Origin of the sequence: Sphaerochaeta pleomorpha str. Grapes (assembly GCF_000236685.1) — a bacterium.
GTDB classification, from domain to species: Bacteria; Spirochaetota; Spirochaetia; order Sphaerochaetales; family Sphaerochaetaceae; genus Sphaerochaeta; species Sphaerochaeta pleomorpha.
Window position 1 is genome coordinate 1,963,716 of sequence record NC_016633.1, and the last position, 19,832, is coordinate 1,983,547.

General features: G+C 45.7%; 16 protein-coding genes. 8 read left to right on the forward strand and 8 right to left on the reverse strand.

Annotation, left to right across the window (positions count from 1 at the left end; genetic code table 11):
- Window position 1: 1 nt before the first annotated feature.
- The 5 genes from SPIGRAPES_RS08940 to SPIGRAPES_RS08960 all read right to left on the reverse strand — a co-directional run bounded on the left by SPIGRAPES_RS08940 (window position 2) and on the right by SPIGRAPES_RS08960 (window position 5,576).
- Complete coding sequence (locus tag SPIGRAPES_RS08940; RefSeq protein ID WP_172635086.1) at window positions 2-664, reverse strand: sugar phosphate isomerase/epimerase family protein; 663 nt, start codon at window positions 662-664, stop codon at window positions 2-4.
- Window positions 665-729: 65 nt separating this feature from the next.
- Window positions 730-1,728 carry a 3-dehydro-L-gulonate 2-dehydrogenase gene (yiaK, locus tag SPIGRAPES_RS08945; protein WP_014270439.1) on the reverse strand — a complete coding sequence of 333 codons (999 nt, stop codon included), beginning with the start codon at window positions 1,726-1,728 and terminating at the stop codon, window positions 730-732.
- 12 nt (window positions 1,729-1,740) lie between these two features.
- Entirely contained in the window at window positions 1,741-2,619 is an 879-nt protein-coding gene (locus SPIGRAPES_RS08950) for a carbohydrate ABC transporter permease (RefSeq protein ID WP_014270440.1), read from the reverse strand.
- A 10-nt stretch (window positions 2,620-2,629) separates the two neighbouring features.
- A complete protein-coding gene (locus SPIGRAPES_RS08955) occupies window positions 2,630-3,601 on the reverse strand; it encodes an ABC transporter permease (protein ID WP_014270441.1) in 972 nt (323 codons plus the stop codon).
- 394 nt (window positions 3,602-3,995) lie between these two features.
- A complete protein-coding gene (locus SPIGRAPES_RS08960; protein ID WP_014270442.1) occupies window positions 3,996-5,576 on the reverse strand; it encodes an extracellular solute-binding protein in 1,581 nt (526 codons plus the stop codon).
- 256 nt (window positions 5,577-5,832) lie between these two features.
- On the opposite strand from SPIGRAPES_RS08960, the gene SPIGRAPES_RS16585 reads away from it, so the two are divergent.
- The gene (locus tag SPIGRAPES_RS16585; RefSeq protein WP_014270443.1) at window positions 5,833-7,362 is read left to right on the forward strand and encodes a glycoside hydrolase family 43 protein; all 1,530 of its coding nucleotides are present in this window, start codon (window positions 5,833-5,835) and stop codon (window positions 7,360-7,362) included.
- On the opposite strand, the gene SPIGRAPES_RS08970 is transcribed toward SPIGRAPES_RS16585, so the two are convergent.
- The 3 genes from SPIGRAPES_RS08970 to SPIGRAPES_RS08980 all read right to left on the reverse strand — a co-directional run bounded on the left by SPIGRAPES_RS08970 (window position 7,290) and on the right by SPIGRAPES_RS08980 (window position 12,534).
- A complete protein-coding gene (locus SPIGRAPES_RS08970; protein WP_014270444.1) occupies window positions 7,290-9,302 on the reverse strand; it encodes an HD domain-containing phosphohydrolase in 2,013 nt (670 codons plus the stop codon). The genes SPIGRAPES_RS16585 and SPIGRAPES_RS08970 overlap by 73 nt on opposite strands.
- Before the next feature lie 63 nt (window positions 9,303-9,365).
- Window positions 9,366-10,280, reverse strand: a complete 915-nt coding sequence (locus tag SPIGRAPES_RS08975) for a sensor domain-containing diguanylate cyclase (protein ID WP_014270445.1) — start codon at window positions 10,278-10,280, stop codon at window positions 9,366-9,368.
- Window positions 10,281-10,443: 163 nt separating this feature from the next.
- Window positions 10,444-12,534 (reverse strand): glutamine synthetase III family protein, encoded by a 2,091-nt coding sequence (locus SPIGRAPES_RS08980; protein ID WP_014270446.1) that lies wholly within the window; start codon window positions 12,532-12,534, stop codon window positions 10,444-10,446.
- 384 nt (window positions 12,535-12,918) lie between these two features.
- On the opposite strand from SPIGRAPES_RS08980, the gene SPIGRAPES_RS08985 reads away from it, so the two are divergent.
- The 7 genes from SPIGRAPES_RS08985 to SPIGRAPES_RS09015 are packed head-to-tail and all read left to right on the forward strand — an operon-like array spanning window position 12,919 to window position 19,815.
- Window positions 12,919-14,022: a class II glutamine amidotransferase gene (locus SPIGRAPES_RS08985; RefSeq protein WP_014270447.1), complete on the forward strand. Its 1,104-nt coding sequence runs from the start codon at window positions 12,919-12,921 to the stop codon at window positions 14,020-14,022.
- Between the two features lie 12 nt (window positions 14,023-14,034).
- Window positions 14,035-15,540, forward strand: coding sequence for a glutamate synthase-related protein (locus SPIGRAPES_RS08990; RefSeq protein ID WP_014270448.1), 1,506 nt, complete (start codon window positions 14,035-14,037; stop codon window positions 15,538-15,540).
- 9 nt (window positions 15,541-15,549) lie between these two features.
- The gene (locus SPIGRAPES_RS08995; RefSeq protein WP_014270449.1) at window positions 15,550-15,978 is read left to right on the forward strand and encodes a 4Fe-4S dicluster domain-containing protein; all 429 of its coding nucleotides are present in this window, start codon (window positions 15,550-15,552) and stop codon (window positions 15,976-15,978) included.
- A gap of 1 nt (window position 15,979) precedes the next feature.
- A complete protein-coding gene (locus tag SPIGRAPES_RS09000) occupies window positions 15,980-17,212 on the forward strand; it encodes an NAD(P)/FAD-dependent oxidoreductase (protein ID WP_014270450.1) in 1,233 nt (410 codons plus the stop codon).
- Complete coding sequence (locus SPIGRAPES_RS09005) at window positions 17,209-17,934, forward strand: GltB/FmdC/FwdC-like GXGXG domain-containing protein (protein WP_014270451.1); 726 nt, start codon at window positions 17,209-17,211, stop codon at window positions 17,932-17,934. Before SPIGRAPES_RS09000 ends, SPIGRAPES_RS09005 begins: the two co-directional genes overlap by 4 nt.
- 16 nt (window positions 17,935-17,950) lie before the next feature.
- Window positions 17,951-19,231 carry a glutamine synthetase family protein gene (locus SPIGRAPES_RS09010; RefSeq protein WP_014270452.1) on the forward strand — a complete coding sequence of 427 codons (1,281 nt, stop codon included), beginning with the start codon at window positions 17,951-17,953 and terminating at the stop codon, window positions 19,229-19,231.
- A 14-nt stretch (window positions 19,232-19,245) separates the two neighbouring features.
- Entirely contained in the window at window positions 19,246-19,815 is a 570-nt protein-coding gene (locus SPIGRAPES_RS09015) for an ANTAR domain-containing response regulator (RefSeq protein ID WP_014270453.1), read from the forward strand.
- The last annotated feature ends 17 nt before the right edge of the window (window positions 19,816-19,832 follow it).

Here is a 19,832-nt window from a genome sequence, read left to right on the forward strand (position 1 = left end):
ATTACCTCACTAGCTGATGCAAAGTTGCTGCATCTTCCAAAAATTGATCTTCTCGGTCGCCCATTACAAATTCCAGCAATGCATAATGGTCACCTGCCAAATTGGACAGGTATCCTTTCCATTCTTCAACACCCTCTTGCAGAGGGCGTTTGACCGGCCCATTCATAAAAAAAACATGCAGGTACGCAAGCCTTTGGGTAATCCTTTCCAGTCCAGCTTTCCGTTCTTGCAGGGAGAGGGCAACTATTGGTTGCCACAGGCTCTTGCAAGAAGGAGCCAAGGAAAGTAACTTTGCGGCACTTTCATTTGAATCGGTCAGGGTATCCTTGTGAAATTCAAAGGCAATCTCTATTCCTTCAAGAGAACACTGTTGGGCTAACGTTTCAGCTTCTTTTGCCAAGGAGGCAAAGGATGCCGGCTTTACTTCCCTTGAGGGGATTTTCCCTGCCCATATCCTGATGGTAGGAGCTCCCAAGGCCTGGGCCAATTCCAAAACCGGGGCAAAATCCTGGTTTTCCCCGAGTTTATAGTAGGATCCCAAGGCAACAATGGTTATATTCCTTTCCTTGCATAGTTGCCTTACTTCTGCTGCTTCAGCAGGATTGCCAAGATGGACATGCCATCCTTCACTCCATTCAACGGCCTTGAGTTGTGCTTTCCCCATGAGATCAAGTACTTGCCGCACAGTATGTTTTTTGAAGGTAACCGAAACCAGCCCTGGTAGTATCATTATAATGCCTTGACTCCCTTCCAGACCAAATCATCCACAGGGATTCCCAAACGGGTGTTTTCCTCTCTGGTCTTGACCATACCTTCTCCGGGAAACCGTACAACCTGACCAGGAATTTGGGGAATCGAACGTTTCAGGTCCTGAAGGCTTGCCTCGATTTTCTCTTCCATTGCATTCTTGTCCGGAAAAGCATCCAGATTGATTGCTATGAAAATCTGACTGAGTTCCGTTTCATTGGGAAGTTTTCCGATTTCATAACTGGTCTTACCCCCACTGAGGGTCGCGCAGATCAAGTCCAGAACCAATGACAGCCCAGAACCCTTCCAGTAGCCAATAGGAAATACTTGATGGGTCTCCAGAATTTTCCCTGGGTCAGTAGTCATGTTCCCTTCCGAATCAAAGCCACCAGGAATTGGCAACTCCTTTCCTAAACGGTTATACATTTCCAATTTTCCATAACTAAACATGGACATGGCAACATCCAGCAATACAGGTACTTCTCCATGGGGAATGGCCACCACCATGGGGTTATTTCCCAAATGGGCATCTTTTGCCCCCCAAGGCGGCATGTTTGGTACAGTGTTCGTCCAGAGAATACCGATGCAATTTTCCTTTGCAGCAAGCAAGCCATAAGCGCCTGGGCGCATCCAATGGTTGGTATTGGAAAGTGTTACACAGCCAAATACATGTTCTTTGGCCAATGCGATGGATCGTTCCATTGCTGAAAGTGCATTCAAATTTCCCGGTCCCTTGTTTCCGTTCCATCGCTCAAAACTGCCAAACTTTCCTTCAAAGGAAGGCTCAGCGGTTATATGTACACTGCCATTCTTCACACTGGTAATAAATTTGGGAAATCGATTCAGGCCATGGGTATATACACCATCAAGGGAAGCCTCGGCAAACAACCTTGCAGAAATCTTAGCCTTTTCCTTTGAAAGGCCATATTTGACCAGTACCCTTTCAAATTCCCCAACCATCTCATCATATTGGACTCTCATCTATATCCTCCCTTATCCTTTTACAGCCCCGATCATTACACCTTTGACAAAGTATTTTTGCATAAAGGGATAAATACATAATATTGGGGCAGTAGCGACAACGATGGTTGCATACTTAATCGTCTCGCTTACCAAACCCAAATCATCGCCCGAACCGGCAGTCATCATGGAAGTATCATCCTGTATAAGGATTTCTCTCAGGATCAACTGCAGGGGGTAGAGGGCTTTATCACGTAGGAAAATCATTGCATTGAACCAACTGTTCCAATGTGAAACCGCATAATAGAGCGTAATCACTGCCAATGTGGCTTGAGTCAAGGGAACCATGATGCTGAACAGGACCCTAAAATGGGTAGCACCATCGATCATTGCCGATTCGGGAAGGCTGTCAGGTACTGCTGCCATTGCTGTTCTCATAATAATCAAATTGAAAGTATTAATTGCAACAGGGAAAATTAGGGCCCAGATGGTACCATCCAACCCAACAGTCCTGACTGTAAGATAGAAGGGAATCGTCCCCCCTGTAAAATACATGGTAAATACGATCAACATGGTAAACAATGGATTGAAAAGGACATTCTTCCTTGAGAGAACATAAGAACCTAACAAGGTCAAAAACAAGTTCAAACTGGTCCCGACGACAACAACAAATATCGTATTTCTATATCCGGTGAGAATATTAGGATTCCTCGCTACGGCTTTATAAGCATCCAAGGTAAACCCTAAGGGCCTCAGTATCATCCCTTTATGGGCCATAACCTTAATAGGATCACTGAACGAGGAAAACAGGATATTCAACAAAGGGACCAGGATAACCAAAGCAAGCAAGCCGGTAATTACATAATTAAAAATACCGAATACCCTTTCCGCTTTTGAAATTTTTATTTTCATCTTTTATCTCCTACCACAGACTGTTTCCACTAACTTTTTTTGACAATCTGTTAGTAAAATAGACTAAAGCGAAACTGATTATAGAATTGAACATCCCTACAGCTGCAGAATAGGACCAGTTGAACTCAAGCAACCCTTTTCTATATACATAGGTGGAAATAACATCAGATACCTCATAGGTCAAAGGGTTGTATAGCAATATGATTTTCTCATACCCAATGTTAAACATTTTCCCGACCTGGAGAATCAACATGATGATAATAGTTGGAGCCAAACAAGGAATGGTAATGTTCACCAACTGTCGCATTTTGCCTGCACCGTCTATCCTTGCAGCCTCATACAACTCTGCGTCGATTGCAGTAAGAGCCGAGAGATAGATTATCGAATTCCAGCCAATCAGTTGCCAGATGCCAGAGGAAATATAGATTGAAAGAAAGTACTTCGGATTGTTCAACATCGTAGACTGGGGAAACCCAAAATGACCCAAGAAAGAAGTAATCGCACCACTTGAAGAGGTCAACTGTACAATCATCCCACAAATCACAACCACGGAAATAAAGTGAGGCAGATACGTAATAGTCTGAACCCATCTGGAATACGTCTTGCTTCTCAACTCATTGATCAAAAGAGCCAGGATGATAGGCATCGGAAAACTAACCACTAAGGTCATGACACTGATCCTGATGGTATTCAAGAAAATCCTTGAAAAATAGTAATCCTTAAAGAAAGCCTTGAAATGCTTCAGGCCAACCCAGGAACTGGAAACAAAGCCTCTCGCAGGGGTGTAATTCTTGAATGCAATCGAAAGGCCAATCATAGGGCCGTACTGAAAAATTGCATAGTAGAGTAACACGGGGACTATCAATAGATACAATTCCTTGTTTCTTCTAAAATCCCTGTCTATTTTTTGTCTTAGGGTCATATTGCAAAGTTGCATTCCATAGCTGCCATATTTGCTTTGACCTGTTCTTTTCTCTCGCATGAACAAACTCCTTACCATGACCTGTAGTATCAAGGCATAGAGTTAGTTCTGTAAATTGACAGCTTATGAAATCGGTATGTCAAAATTTTCAAACTAAATATTTTTTTATATTATAAATAGTTATATTAATTTTTAATTCATACGCATTTTTTTATGCTTTTGCAAGAAGAAAAACGAGACCATTGGTTCTCATTCCGAATCTCTGTAAAAAGGGAAACCAGCGGGGTCGTAGTTCTACTGACAGGAGAAAGCAATCCCTTCTCGGAGGGACTATTTGCTGAATCGTTAGGGTAAACAGGTTATTCGGCTTACCTGCTTGAAAATGCAAAAGGGGGAAGACTGCGAAAGTCTTCCCCCCTGAATAGGAGCTGGATCATAAAGATACAGCTATCTGTTATTTAGCCATATAACTATCGTAGGCTGCCTGCTTGATCTTGATTGCGTCTTCAATTCCAAACTTTTTCAGTTGGGCAACATATTTGTCAAAGTCGCTTATCGGTAGAATTCCTGCGATGAACTTTGACTCCATCTCCTCTGAATAGGTTTTGACATTGTTAAGGATCTGGGCCAAAGTCTCGCTATCTTCAATCGAAGGAGAGGCCGGCGGATAGATATACTTGCCCATATCGGTCATTGTCCACAGTTTCAAAGCTTCTTTGAGCTCAGGAAGCTGATAGTATTGTTCCAACTCTCTCTGGTCCTGGACGAAAGGACCGCTGATATGGCCTCTCATATAGGTACTCATTGCTTGGTTAATCGAAAGTCCATCGGCATTATGCATGACAACATCGGAATACGTCGGATATCCATCAACCAAGGTATATGTGAGATCTTCAATACCAAAGTTTACCAGCATATGCCCTTCTTCCCCGTAGCTGTAATCCAAAAATTTTGCTACGGCTGCTACGTCCTTGCAAGAAGTAGAAATAGCAGAACTGCTTCCACTATTATTGTACAGGGTGTTCATCTTGCTGAACTTGGAATTTCTCCCTTCTACCGCACTCATCGGCGGAGCACTTACCAGCTCGACGGCAGGGTTGGTTTTCTGCATCGCAGGAAGCCAAGTCCCAATACCTGAACCGCCCGGCGCATAGGTTGCCCCGACTTCATTGTTCAAAACTTTTGTTGCTTGGATCTTTTTATCGACAGAGAAAAAATCGTTATCCAAAAGACCTTCTTTATACCACCGGGCAACGGTCTCCAGATAATTCTTTCTTTCCGGTTCGAGCAAACCAAAATGTACGGATCCGTTTTCAACATAAAAATCATCATAACTATCGAAACCAGGGGCCAAGGCCCTGCTGACATGGTCTTTCCTCAGGGTCATGGGATTCTTTATGCCCATTGCCTTGAATCCTCTTAGCATTGTTTCCCATGCTTGTGGGGTACGGGGAACATCAGTAATGCCTAACTTATTCATCAGGTCCTTACGGATTACCCAACCTTCACTAAAGATAAGCATGTTATCTTCATAGGACAAACCTCTGAGAAACGGGAAAACATAATAAGTTCCATCGTCGGTGCTTATCATTTTTGCGACGTCAGGATTATCTTCAAGTAATTTTGAGATATTGGGACAATATTCTTTAAATACATCGTTGAGGGGAATAATGACGCCATCTTCTATTGCAGAAGCCGGAGAACCGGGATAATCGATCCAGTTATATTCTATGACATCGGGATAATTCCCAGAAGCAACAAGGATATTAAACCCTTCATTTATCTGGGCAGTACTACCTGTAGCTACATGTTGGAACTTGAGCTTCACATTAGTCCTTTTCTCCAATTCCTTGGTATACTCAGTAAGTCCCTGATTCTGTGCAATTTGTGCAATATTTGCATTCAACGGAACCCAATAGGAAATCTCCACGGGTCCTGCCCCTGCAACATTCATCTCGCTTTCTTTCTCGCCTCTAGCATATGCCGTTGACACTATAAGCAAAAGAGCTACCATACAAATCAGACTTTTTTTCACCTTTTCCTCCTCCTCGAAAAACAATAAAATTCCAAAAACAAAAGCCAAAGGGCAACTTGTTTTCAGGCTTATTGTCCTTCCGGAAAATTCCGATTGTAAATGGACAAATCGTTGTCGCACTATGTCAGTATTTTCAGAAAAATGTCAATTCTTTTTAATAAATAGATTTAGACACATTTAATTCTTTCATGCATGCCTTTTTGGAAATATACATCGCACTAGTCATTAGGGTATAATTTGCAAAGGTGGTGAAAAAATGTTCAACAATCCAATCCTCCCTGGTTTCAATCCAGATCCTTCGATTTGTAAGGCAAATGGAAAATATTACATTGTCGTTTCAACCTTTGAGTATTTCCCAGGGCTTCCCATATATAGCAGCGACAATCTCATTACCTGGGAATTCTGTTGTTTTGCCCTGACTAAAAAAGAGCATCTTGATCTTTCAACGAGCAAAAATTCTGCAGGGTTGTATGCCCCAACAATCAGATACCATGACAATCAGTTCTATATAGTCTGTACCAATAAGGCAACTATAGGGAATTTCCTCATTACTACGAAAAATATCCTAGGCCCTTGGTCTGAGCCTATTTCTATCGGGACGAAGGGAATCGATCCATCACTATTCTGGGATGACGACGGTTCCTGTTTTTACTGTTCAACGGGAAGCGAAGGAAATGTCAGGGGTATTATCGGATATTATCTGGATGTACAGACAGGAAAGGCGTTGTCAACACCTAGATTGATTAGCCGTGGGAATGGAGGTCATTCAGTTGAAGGTCCTCATATTTTCAAAAAAGAAGGGTATTATTACCTACTCACGGCAGAAGGGGGGACAGAATACAACCACCATGAAACCATTGCAAGGTCCACTTCCCTGACTGGTCCATATGAAGGGCCGACTAAAAGCACGATTCTCTCGCAGGTAGGGGAAAAGGAAAATCCTGTACAGGCAACTGGGCATGTCGATATGTTCCAAGATGAAGATAACAACTGGTATGCAGTCTTTTTAGGTATCAGAAAATTCGGAAAAGCCTTGCTCCATAACCTCGGAAGGGAAACTTTCATGGAAAAAGTATCCTGGAGTAGCGCTGGGTGGCCAGTTATTGGTTCAGACGGAATAACCAAAATTATATCTGACACTAGAAATCAGGTACTGACAATTCCCTTTGATGCCCAATTCGACGCCCATCCCTGGCAATATCTTCGTTATAAAAGAGAAAATTATTTCAGGATTGCCAAAGAAACCCTTATCGTTGATGACCACGGTGACAGAAACAAGAAAATCCCCGCTTTGCTTTGTTACCGCCAGACAGCATTCTCCCAAGTTTTTTCAGTATCCGTAGACACAGAAAAATCCCAGGCTGAATATTATGGAGTTACTGCTTTCTATAATAGTGATTATCATTATGACCTTGTAATCAGTGACAGAACAATTGTCCTGGCCTATACAATCCATGGGTTGACAGCAATTCAATGCAAAACACCAATTTCAGGAAATCGAATGCATTTGGAAATCATGACAGATAGAGAATCCTATTCTTTTTTCTGCAATGATACTTTGGTTGGGAGATTGCCAATTGCAGGACTGTGCACGGAAACCACAATGTACATGACATTTACCGGTACTCTGTTCGGCTTATTCTCGTACAATGGCAAGGCAGTCTTTATCGATGGGTTGACTATCAAAACCTTGGAAGGCAACAAGGAGAAAAGTCAAGACAACCCATCCCAACCGAATTTCAGGACACTCTCCACAAAGACCCTCACAAGGTCAGGGTCGAACTGAGTCCCTGCATTTCTCTTTAGCTCGAGAGCCGCTTCCTCGAAACTGACACTCTTTCGGTAGGTCCTCTCACTCGTCATGGCATCAAAGGAATCAGCAATGGATATGATACGGGCCTGAATGGGAATTTCATACCCATTCAAGGCTTTTGGATACCCTTTCCCGTCAAACCGTTCGTGATGGGCCAGCACATGTCGGGCAAGTACATTCATTTCCTCGACAGAAACCAGGATACGATAGCCTATTTCAGGATGCCGTTTCATTTCAGACCACTCTTCGTGCGTAAGTTTCCCTTCTTTGTTCAAAATCGATTCGCTGATGGCAATCTTTCCGATATCGTGGAGTAATCCCAGCAATTTGATCTCACTTACCTGATGCTCGCTCATCTCCAAGGCCACCGCAAGGTTCTCGCAAAGGGCGGAAACCCTTCTCGAGTGCAGTTCCTCCCGTTTGTTTTTCTCATGCAGGGTATTGATGATTGCATAGACAGCCTGCCCTCTCATATGGGGAGTTTCGACAAGCTTCCTGTTCCCTACATCCTTTTCGGCACTCTTGATCCCATCGTTAAGGTCGTCGTTCTCACTGCAGAGCTCACAAAGCCCAAAGGTGATTGAAGGGTGGACCGAAGCCATAACCTGTATCTGCGCCACCTGTTCCTGGATAGATAAAATCATCTGCTCTGCTTTCTTTGCCTCGGTATTAGGGAGAATCAATGCTATCTCGTCCCCTCCGACCCTGGCAGCATAATCATTCTCCCTCAAGAAAGATTTGACAATCAGGGTAATACGCTTTATCAGCGCATTGCCCTCCTCTCGGCCAAAAGCCTCATTGATGATGCGCAACCCATTGATATCCCCGAAAACAACCGAGAGAGGAAGATTATCCTGCAAAGAAAGGTCACGAACATAATCTTCAAAATGACCTCTGTTATACATTCCGGTAAGATAATCGTGGTTGATCGCCTGCAAAATCCTCTGCTCTTCGCTCTTCCTTCGGGAAATATCAGTAGTCATGCAGAGTGACTGTCGTTCTTCTTTTGGACCGATATACACCACAGTGATGGCTAGATTGGTCCATACAATCTGCCCATCGCCCCGTATAAAACGCTTATCAACGGAAAACGGCCCGTCATCGCCTTCCCTCATTTTCTTGGAAAGTTCTGCAGATACGCCAAGGTCATCGGAAAAGGTTATATCTTTCCATTCCATCTGCAGGAGTCTATCTTTCTGGATTCCCAAAATCTCCAGGTATTTCTGATTCACGTCCAAAATCTTTCCCGTATAGAAATCGGTCAGGGACATGCCGATGGGAGCCTGCTTGAACATCGTCTTGAACCTGATTTCGCTGTCCTTAAGGTCCCTGACTATGGCAGACCGATGGACCTGGTTGAAAATGAGCAGACAGAGCAGGAAGGTCCCTATCGGATAAAAAACAAGGATGGGGATAGTCATTGTCTCCAGAACTGCATAGCGAAAGGGCTCTGGCAACAAAAACATGGAAAAATACATACCCACATGGTTTATAAAACCAATGAGAAGGTATTCAAGCCCCAGAAAAGGGGTTTTCAGATAGACATATTTATATCGGAACATATGCCAGAGGGAACCTATGCAAGCTGATAATACGATAGTCGACAAACCGCTTATCATTCCCGCTCCCCCTATCCAAACCCGATACACAGCCATCATGGCAACAGAAATGAGGGTCGGGACAGCACCAAAGGCCATAGCGGTAACACAAATCAGAATGGAGCGGGAATCAAAGACGATTCCTGAACTAAGCACGACAGGATTAATCATGATCAAGATTCCGGCAAACCCGATGATAAAACCGATAATGACGCTATGGTCTCGAAGCGTTTGATATTCTTTAAAAGGATAGGTTGCGTATACCACACTCAAAGAAAGTAGCAATGCCATATTGTTGATAAGTGCGATAATCATGAACCCTCCGATCTCTATACAGGTACGCAACAGAATATTCTGAGCCTTGTGGGCTTTTTTACATCACTTCAAAAAAATTACTTTGTTTCGCCCTGTTTCCTTTGCAAGGTACAAAGCCTTGTCAGCCCTACCAATCAATTTGGAAATATCCGTATCATAAGAAGAAACCTCTGAAACCCCGATGCACACTTGAATATTCATTGTCTGGTTTTCATAGACGAACGGATGGTCCTGCACTGACTGCCTGAGCTGTTCACACCTCTGCATTACTTGCTCTGTAGTCAGGCCGACTACAGAAATGACAAACTCATCCCCGCCAAAACGGGCAATCGTATGGGAAACCGAAAAGACAGATTTAGCAATTGAAGTAAATTCCTTGAGGACATAGTCCCCCGCAAGGTGCCCATGGTTGTCATTGATGTTTTTGAAATGGTCGATATCACACAAAAGGACATGCACTGAAACCCTGTTGATCAAATACCTCTGGAGTTCTTCGGTTATACGTTCAAGGAAAAACCTTCTGTTGGCAATCGCCGTCAGAGGGTCGAGATAGGACAGATCATTCAATCTCTGGTGCAGGATTTTTCGCTCTGAAATATTGATAAGCATAGCAGTTACTGCACGGTAGCCCTTATAGGGGCTCGGCAAGGGATACATACGTGCCTCAAACCATTGAAGTCCCCCGGGACCATTTTTATCGGGAAGGTCGACTTGTTCGGTCTGCAGTTCATATTCGAAACAATTGAGGGTGTTCCCTTTGAGTGTCTCCGTGATTTTATCCATAAAGAAACGGGCAAATTCAGGTTCAAGGAAATCAAAAAGGTTCCTGCCTTTCAAGGTATGTGCATCATCATAAAGGGTGCGTTCTGTTCCGCCAAAAACCTCAAGATAGATGCCATCTTCAGAAATAACCAGAAAAGGATCGGGGATCGTATTGAAAAGAGATAGGGAAAGTTCTGACAAATTCTCTGATTCCATGCTTCCAACCCCCTTTTGCTAAATGCCATTATGATACCATTCTTTCAGTAAAAAGAATAACGATATTTCAAATTACAAAAAACTTCTACCCAAAAATGAGGTCTCCTTGTCAAAGGGAGACCTCAAAGAAGAAAAAAGGAGGTTGCAATACAAATTGAGAAAATTATACTGAGAAAAGCAGTTCTTCATAGGTCGGCAACGGCCAGGCTTTATCGGAAACCAACAATTCCATTTCATCACAGATAGCACGAACAGTAGCCATTTCGGGAAGAATCTGGGCATGGTAGAAACGTGCACTTTCGGTAATGTCACTGATCATCTTTGCCTCAACTACAAGCTTCTCAAGGGTTTCTGTTTCTTTTGCAAGGCTATCGCATAGATTGCTCAACTGTGAAACCAGCTCGGTTTCATAGGACAGGGAAAGTGAGGAAACCAATGCATGCTTGCTTACAGCAGAGGAAGCGAGATTCCCTGTAAATTGGCTGACTGCTGGCATTATCTGCCTTCTGATCATATCAACCATGGTCAAAGCTTCAATATTGATGGTCTTCGAATAGTTTTCCATGACGATGTCATATCGGCTATGGATTTCAGTAGTCGAGAAAATATTGAATTTCTTGAACACTTCGATATTCTTGGGTGCAATGAAAGTAGGCAGGGCATCAACTGTCGACTTAAGATTGAGAAGACCCCTACGGGAAGCTTCTTCAACCCATTCCGAGCTGTAGTTATTGCCGTTGAATACAATTCTACGGTGTTGCTGGTAGGTCTCCTTGACAAGTTTGGCCAGTTCAAGGGAGAAATCCTTTGCACCTTCAAGCTGTCTGGCAAAAATTTCCAAACGGTCGGCAATGATGGTGTTGAGAATGATGTTCGGACCAGATACGCTGAACGAAGAGCCAAGCATGCGGAACTCAAACTTGTTTCCGGTAAAAGCAAACGGGCTGGTGCGGTTTCTATCAGTCGTATCCTTGGGGAAATGGGGAAGTACATGAACGCCAAGAAGCATCGACTGACGTGCTTTGTTCGCAGATACCGTACCATTGGCAATGGAATCGAGAATTCCCGTGAGCTCGTCACCGAGGAACATCGAAACGATGGCAGGAGGAGCCTCATTGGCGCCAAGACGGTGGTCGTTTCCAGCACTTGCAACAGAAACTCTCATTAAATCCTGATAATCATCGACTGCTGCAATGACGGCAACCAGGAAAAGCAAGAACTGCTCATTGTCCTTGGGACTATCACCAGGTTCAAGCAAATTGACGCCGGTGTCGGTGGAGATGGACCAGTTGTTATGCTTACCCGATCCATTGACGCCTGCAAACGGCTTTTCATGAAGCAGGCAGACAAGGCCGTGACGGTCTGCAACCTTCTTCATCATTTCCATGGTGAGCTGGTTATGATCGGTTGCAATGTTGCTGCTGGTAAAGATGGGTGCAAGTTCATGCTGGCTGGGGGCAACTTCGTTGTGTTCCGTCTTTGCAAGGATTCCGAGCTTCCATAATTCGGTATCGAGTTCCTGCATGAAGGCAGCTACCCGTGGCTTGAGACTACCAAAATAGTGGTCTTCCATCTCCTGTCCTTTGGGAGGACGGGCACCAAGAAGGGTCCTGCCAGCATTGATAAGGTCCTTGCGCTTGAGGAAAAGGGATTTGTCGAGAAGAAAATATTCCTGCTCGGGCCCAACGGTGGTAACTACACGCTTGACCTCGGTCTTTCCGAACAAATGGAGAATCCTGACAGCCTGTTCGCTGATAGCTTCCATGGAACGGAGCAACGGAGTCTTTTTATCCAATACTTCCCCGCTATAGGAACAGAAAGCGGTGGGAATGCACAGAGTCTTTTCCTTGATAAAGGCGTAGCTGCTTGGATCCCATGCAGTATAGCCACGGGCTTCAAAGGTTGCCCTCAGGCCACCGGAGGGAAAGGAAGATGCATCAGGCTCACCCTTGATCAATTCCTTGCCGGAGAATTCCAAGAGAGCAAGACCATCTTTTGTAGGGGTAATGAAGCTCTCATGTTTCTCTGCAGTAATTCCTGTCATAGGTTGGAACCAGTGGGTATAGTGGGTAACCCCATTGTCCAGAGCCCATTCTTTCATGGCATGCGCGACCACGTTTGCAATGTTGAGGTCAAGGTCTTTGCCTTCCCGAGTTGTTTCTTTGAGGGCTTTGTATGTCTCCTTCGGCAGACATTCACGCATTTTCTTATCATTGAATACCATAGAACCAAAGTAATCTGCTACTGTTTCCATTCCCTTTTCCTCCAAAGCAATTTTCATGGGGTATCTGGCTACTCCCTTCGTCAGTCTGAACGCCGATTGGCCGCGACAGAAAGGAGAGAGCCACCCAACCCCTTCCCGATTTCTGTATCGGGAAAAAGAGAAAGGCGCCGTAGCCCAATTAGAGACTACAGCGCCTTTGCTGATGCCACCTTTCTACTGCAAATAAGCCTTGCTTGTCAACGAATTAACCCAAAAAAGTGTAAAAATATATTTTTAGCCACCCTCGTGACAAAGTTTTCCATCTTCTGTATGATGATTCCAATTAACTCTGGACAAAGACGTCCACCAAAAAAGACTTGCAAAAGGTAAGTCTCGTTTGGTGGGCGTCTTTTTCATTTTTTGAGGGAGAACACCATGGACGAATATCACCAACGATTACCACTTGAGGGAGAGGAACGGTATTCCAGCGGATGTGCAATCAGTGGCATCATCAGCAAGAAAGGAACCCGATTCTCCGGAAGAAGCGCTATCACGTCGATTAGCGTGATGCACGACCGTTCCAACGGTCTTGGGGGCGGATTCGCAGGCTATGGGATTTATCCCGAGTACAAAGATTTCTATGCCTTCCATATATTCTATTACGGCAATGAGGCCAAGAAAGCCTGTGAAGATTACCTGGAAGAACATTTCGATTTGATCAACCTGTCAAAAATCCCTACAGAGAAACATCCCAATATTACCGATGAACCCCTGATCTGGAGATATTTTGTCACTCCGCTCCCGACAAAACTGGCAAGCAGCCAACTAGATGAGAAGGAATATACTGCCCGTTGCGTAATAGCAATCAATACAAATATCAAGGGAGCCTATGTCTTTTCCTCCGGAAAGAACATGGGTGTCTTCAAAGCCGTCGGGTATCCGGAAGACGTCGGTGAATTCTACCGCCTTGACGACTATAAAGGGTATTCCTGGACTGTACACGGTCGGTATCCTACCAACACCCCCGGCTGGTGGGGAGGGGCACATCCCTTCGCACTTCTTGACTATTCGGTAGTGCATAACGGGGAAATCTCCTCCTATGACGCCAACAGGCGTTTCATCGAGATGTTCGGGTACCATTGCACCCTCCAGACCGACACCGAGGTCATCACCTATATGATCGACTATCTGAACCGTCGGCAAGGCTTGACCCTTGAAGAGCTGGCACACGTAATTGCAGCCCCCTTCTGGTCGACCATCGAGAGGAAAAGCGAGGCTGAGAAAGCTGAGTACACTTTCTTGAGAAATACGTTTGCAAGCATGCTCATAACCGGACCTTTCTCCATCATCCTCGGATTCAACGGAGGACTGATGGCGCTCAACGATCGCTTGAAGCTCCGTTCCCTGGTAGCAGCAGAAAAAGACGATATGGTGTATCTCGCAAGCGAAGAGGCCGCTATCAGGATTATCGAACCAAACCCAACCAGGGTGTGGCACCCAAGTGGCGGGCAACCGGTAATCATTACCCTCGACAAGTAAAAGGAATGGCATATGGCAATCAATTATTTATATCCCGACTTTGAAGTACTGAGAGATACGCAGCGATGCATTACCTGCAGGGTCTGCGAACGCCAATGTGCAAACGAAGTACATAGTTTTGACAAAGACACCAACAGGATGGTCGCTGACGACAGCAAATGCGTCAACTGCCACCGATGCGTCTCCCTCTGCCCCACCCATGCCTTGAAAATCGTCAAGACTGACCATTGTTTCAAGGCCAATGCAAACTGGAAAGGCGAAGTAATCCAGAATATCTACCGTCAGGCAGGAAGCGGCGGGGTACTCCTGGCTTCCATGGGAACCCCCAAAGACTACCCTGTCTATTGGGATAAGATGCTTATAAATGCCTCCCAGGTAACAAACCCCTCCATCGACCCACTGCGTGAGCCGATGGAGACAAGAACCTACCTTGGGCAGAAAACGCCAAAGATCAAGCGCGATGAAAACGGCAAGATTATCACCGACACCCCTCCCCAGCTTACCTTGAACATACCTATCATGTTCAGCGCGATGTCCTACGGGTCCATCAGTTACAACGCGCACAAAAGCCTTGCCCTTGCAGCGGAGAAGCTGGGCATCTATTACAACACCGGGGAAGGTGGTCTGCACGAGGACTTCTATACATATGGAAAAAACACCATCGTGCAGGTTGCTTCGGGTAGATTCGGGGTACACCCCGATTACCTGAACACAGGCGCTGCAATCGAGATCAAAATGGGGCAAGGTGCAAAACCAGGAATCGGCGGGCACCTCCCCGGGGCAAAAATAGGGGAAGATATCTCCAAGACCCGAATGATCCCCGAGCACGCAGATGCCATCAGTCCGGCTCCTCACCATGATATCTATTCCATCGAGGATTTACGTCAACTTGTCTATGCCCTCAAAGAAGCGACCGAGTATAAGAAACCTATCATTGTAAAGGTTGCCGCTGTCCATAACATTTCTGCCATCGCATCAGGCATTGCCCGTAGCGGTGCCGATATCATTGCCATCGACGGATTCCGTGGAGGCACAGGTGCTGCCCCTGCCATGATCAGGGATAACGTCGGGATTCCTATCGAACTTGCCCTTGCCAGTGTCGACCGCCGGCTCAGGCAGGAAGGAATCAGAAACAATGTCAGTTTGGTAGTCGGGGGTTCCATCAGAAGCAGTGCCGATGTCATCAAGGCCATCGCCCTCGGTGCCGATGCCATCTATGTCGCAACCAGTGCTTTGCTTGCCCTTGGCTGCCACCTTTGCAGGACTTGCCAGCTGGGCAAGTGTAACTGGGGTATTGCAACCCAACGGCCTGAGCTGGTAAAGCGTCTCAACCCTGAAATCGGGTCAGAACGGCTGGTCAACCTCATTACTGCCTGGAACCATGAGATCAAGGAGATGATGGGGGGAATGGGTATCAACTCAATAGAGGCCCTCAGAGGCAACCGCCTCATGCTCAGGGGCATCGGGCTTACCGAAACCGAATTGGAGATCCTTGGGATTATGCACGCTGGACAATAGGAGAATACAATGAGAAGGGTTTACGTCAATGAACAATGGTGCCTTGGATGTCATCTCTGCGAATTTTACTGTGCCTATGCAAATTCCGGTGAAGAGAATATGGTCAAGGCCCTCAAGGATGCCATTATCAGGCCGCGCATCAAGGTAGAGGAAAAGGACGGCATCAGCTTTGCAGTCAACTGCCGTCACTGCAGTGAGCCACTATGCGTGAAAAGCTGCATTGCAGGCGCACTTTCCCAGACAGATGGGCTGATCGTAATCGACCAGAGTAAATGTGTAGGTTGTTTTTCCTGCATCATGGCCTGTCCGTACGGGGCTTTGATGCCGAACGAAAATGGCGTTATGCAAAAATGTGAACTGTGTACTTCCAATACACATGGAAACCCCGAATGCGTCAAAGGTTGCCCGAACAAGGCAATCGTATTTGAGGAGCGGTGATATGAACTATGTAATCATTGGAAATTCAATTGCCTCGGTCGGATGTATCGAGAGCATCAGGAAAATCGACGAAGCGGGAACCATTACAGTCATTGGAGATGAAGCCCACCAGTGTTATTCCCGTCCGCTCATCTCCTACCTGCTCGAAGGAAAGACCACCAAGGAAAAAATGGTCTATCGATCACCCGAGTTCTATGAACAGAACCAGGTAAAGCTTGTTCTGGGAAAAAAGGCAACCCGAATCGATTCCGGCGAAAAACACGTAATCTTGGAGGATGGGGCAACCTATCCCTATGACAAACTCCTTGTCGCTACCGGTTCCTGCCCGTTCGTCCCTCCCATGAAAAACCTTGAAGCAGTGAAGAACCGTTTCTCGTTCATGAAACTCGACGATGCCAATGAACTTGAGAAATCAATTGCAAAGGATAGCAGAGTCCTGATCATCGGGGCAGGTCTCATCGGCCTTAAATGTGCCGAAGGTATCTACAACCGGGTAAAATCAATAACCGTCGTTGACCTGGCAAAAAGGGTTCTTCCAAGCATCCTTGACGAAGAAGGGTCCAGCCTGGTAGAAAAACACCTGCACGAAAAAGGCATAACCTGCATCCTGGGCGACAGCGTGTCCGAATTCCAGGATAATGATGCATTGTTGAAAAGTGGGACTGTAGTCGGTTTCGATATTGTGGTACTCGCCGTAGGCGTCCGGCCCAATGTTTCGCTGGTCAAAGATGCAGGGGGAGCTACCAACCGGGCCATCTTGATCGACGAGCAGTGCAAGACCTCCCTCGAGGACATCTATTCGGCAGGAGACTGTACAGAGGGCGTAGACTTTGTCAGTGGGGAACGAAAGGTCTTGGCCATTCTTCCCAATGCCTATATGCAGGGAGAAATTGCCGGAAAGAACATGGCAGGAGAGAGTGCCTCTTTCGACAAAGGCATGGCAATGAATGCAATCGGGTTCTTTGGTTTGCATATCATTACGGCTGGGTCCTATATCGGGGAAGCTATCGTAATTCGCTCAAAAGCAGGCTATAAAAGGCTGTTTATCCAAAACGGCCATCTCGTTGGCTATATCCTTATCGGGGACATGATCGACCGGGCGGGTATCTATACGTCCTTGGTCAGGAACAAGACGGATCTTTCCACAATCGATTTCGAATTGATAAGCGAACAGCCCATGCTGATGGCGTTCGCGAAGAAAGACCGGGTACAGAAACTGGGAGATGCACAATGAAAACCATACAAGTAGGATTGACTCATTTCCAGGACTTGAATCGGGAAATACGGGAATGTCAGGATACGGAATTACAGCTTGACGATGTGAATGGCCAACGCTACATAGGTTGTGCTCTCAAAAACAAGGCTATCACCATAAACGGGACAGCAGGAAATGCCCTCGGTTCCTATCTCGATGGATCTACCATAACGGTAAACGGCAATGCCCAGGATGCTACAGGGGACACCATGAATGAAGGCTCTATCATCGTCCATGGAAGTTGTGGCGATGCCGCCGGGTATTCCATGCGTGGTGGCCGAATCTTTATCCGTGACAGCTCAGGCTACCGGGCAGGTATCCATATGAAAGCGTACCAGGAAAAACAACCTGTTTTAATCGTCGGAGACAGGGCTGGCAGTTTTCTCGGTGAGTACCTCGCAGGAGGCACGATTATCGTCCTTGGATTGAACCAAGAAGGAAAACCTCCTGTAGGATATTTCTGTGGAACAGGTATGCATGGTGGAAAAATTTACCTCAGATGTGATACTCTACCATCAGACCTACCGCAACAGGTTTCAGCCTCTGATGCAACGAAAGAGGACATGGATGAGATTTCTGACAATCTTGAGGCTTTTTGCCAAGTCTTTGACCTAGACAAAAAAGCTGTCTTATCGCACCATTTTTTCGTATTAAGGCCAAACTCAAGCACGCCTTACAAGATGTTGTATACCTATGTATAATCCCGGGAGGACAGCAATGACCAATACACAAGATGAAGTAATGCAGTTTATTAAGGAGCAGGATGTACGTTTTGTCCGCCTTGTTTTCTGTGATATCTTCGGTCATATGAAGAATATCTCCATCTCGGAGGATGAACTGCCAAGGGCCTTCGCTTCAGGTATTTCTTTTGATGCATCAGCGGTTAAAGGCTTCCTCCAGATTGATGAAAGTGACCTATTCCTGTTCCCCGACCCCTCAACCCTGGCAGTTCTTCCCTGGCGCCCTTCACAGGGAAGGGTTGTAAGGTTTTTCTGTTCTATCATGCGTCCTGACGGTACACCGTTTGAAGGTGACGGCCGGTCCCTTTTACAGTCAAAAGTCAGGGAAGCTGCCCTTGATGGTTTCAAAATGGGAATAGGCCCCGAATGTGAATTCTACCTTTTTAAAACCGATGAAGAAGGCATGCCTACCATGAAACCTCTTGACAATGGCGGTTATCTTGATGTAGCACCATTAGATAAAGGAGAGAACGTCCGGCGGGAAATTTGCCTGACCCTCCAGCAAATGGGTTTTTATACCGAGCGATCACATCATGAGACAGGACCTGGACAGAATGAGGTCGACTTTAAATATGGGTCGGCCTTGGAAGCCGCAGATAACTTTGTGACGTTCAAGTCGGTCGTAAAGACTATTGCTGACAGAAGCGGACTCTTTGCTTCTTTTATGCCAAAACCGTTGGTTGGAGAAAGCGGAAGCGGGCTCCATATAAATCTCTCCCTTTCACGGGATGGGATAATGGACAAGCGTTTCGAGGAAGCTATGACCGCAGGAATACTCAGAAGGATCAGGGAAATCACCTTGTTCCTCAATCCGATGGTCAATTCCTATGAACGCCTGGGTGCATTTGAAGCCCCGCGGTACGTAGGCTGGGGAAAGGCTAACAGGTCGTTACTTATTCGTGTTCCTGAGTCAAGCGGGGAATATAGGAGAATCGAGGTGAGGTCCCCAGATCCTTCCTGCAATCCATACCTGGCGTTTTCATTGCTGATCGTCTCGGCATTGGAAGGGGTAAAGGAAAATTTGAAAATGCCTTTGGAAGATAGCGGGGATGCTTATCAGAAAAAGGATGGCACCACCCTTCCTTCAACCCTTGCAGAGGCTATGGAGCTTGCCGAGAACAGCAGTTTTGTGCGCTCGGTCATCCCTGAACGGTTATTAACTTATTTCCTTGAGGCTAAGAAAGCCGATTGGAAAGCCTATGAAGAAAGCAGCGACAAAACACAAGAGAGCCGCAAGCCTTTCTTTTTGACAACCTAATCCCAGGAGGCTGTATGCTTCGTGTCCTTGTAGCTTCATCAACAATGAAAGGGTGTGAATCCCTTTCAGCCCTCATCAGAGAGTATGAGGGATATGTTGACATCGCTACCAGTGCAAGTTGCAGTGAAACCAGGAGAATGGTCTTCGATAATGAATTCGACCTGGTAGTAATAAATGCCCCCTTGATCGATGAATCAGGGGAGGATTTGGCTTCCATGATTACCGAACAGACCTTAGCCGGTGTAATCATGGTGGTCAGAAGCCAATATCTGGAGACCACTGAAACCATCATGGGAGCAAGTGGAGTCCTGGTTGTGGCAAAGCCGGTAATCAAGCAATTGTTTTTCCAGACGTTAGGTCTCGCACGTTCGATGCGCAGGCGTCTTACCGTGCTTCAAAACGAAAACAACAAATTACAAAAGAAAATTGAAGAAATAAAACTCATAGATCGGGCAAAATGGACGTTGATACAGAATCTTGGTATGGATGAACAGCAAGCACATCGTTATATTGAGAAACAGGCGATGGATTTGAGAAAAAGCCGATATGAGGTTGCTTCAGCAATCCTGAAAACATATCAATAAGATGAAGAAAAACGAAG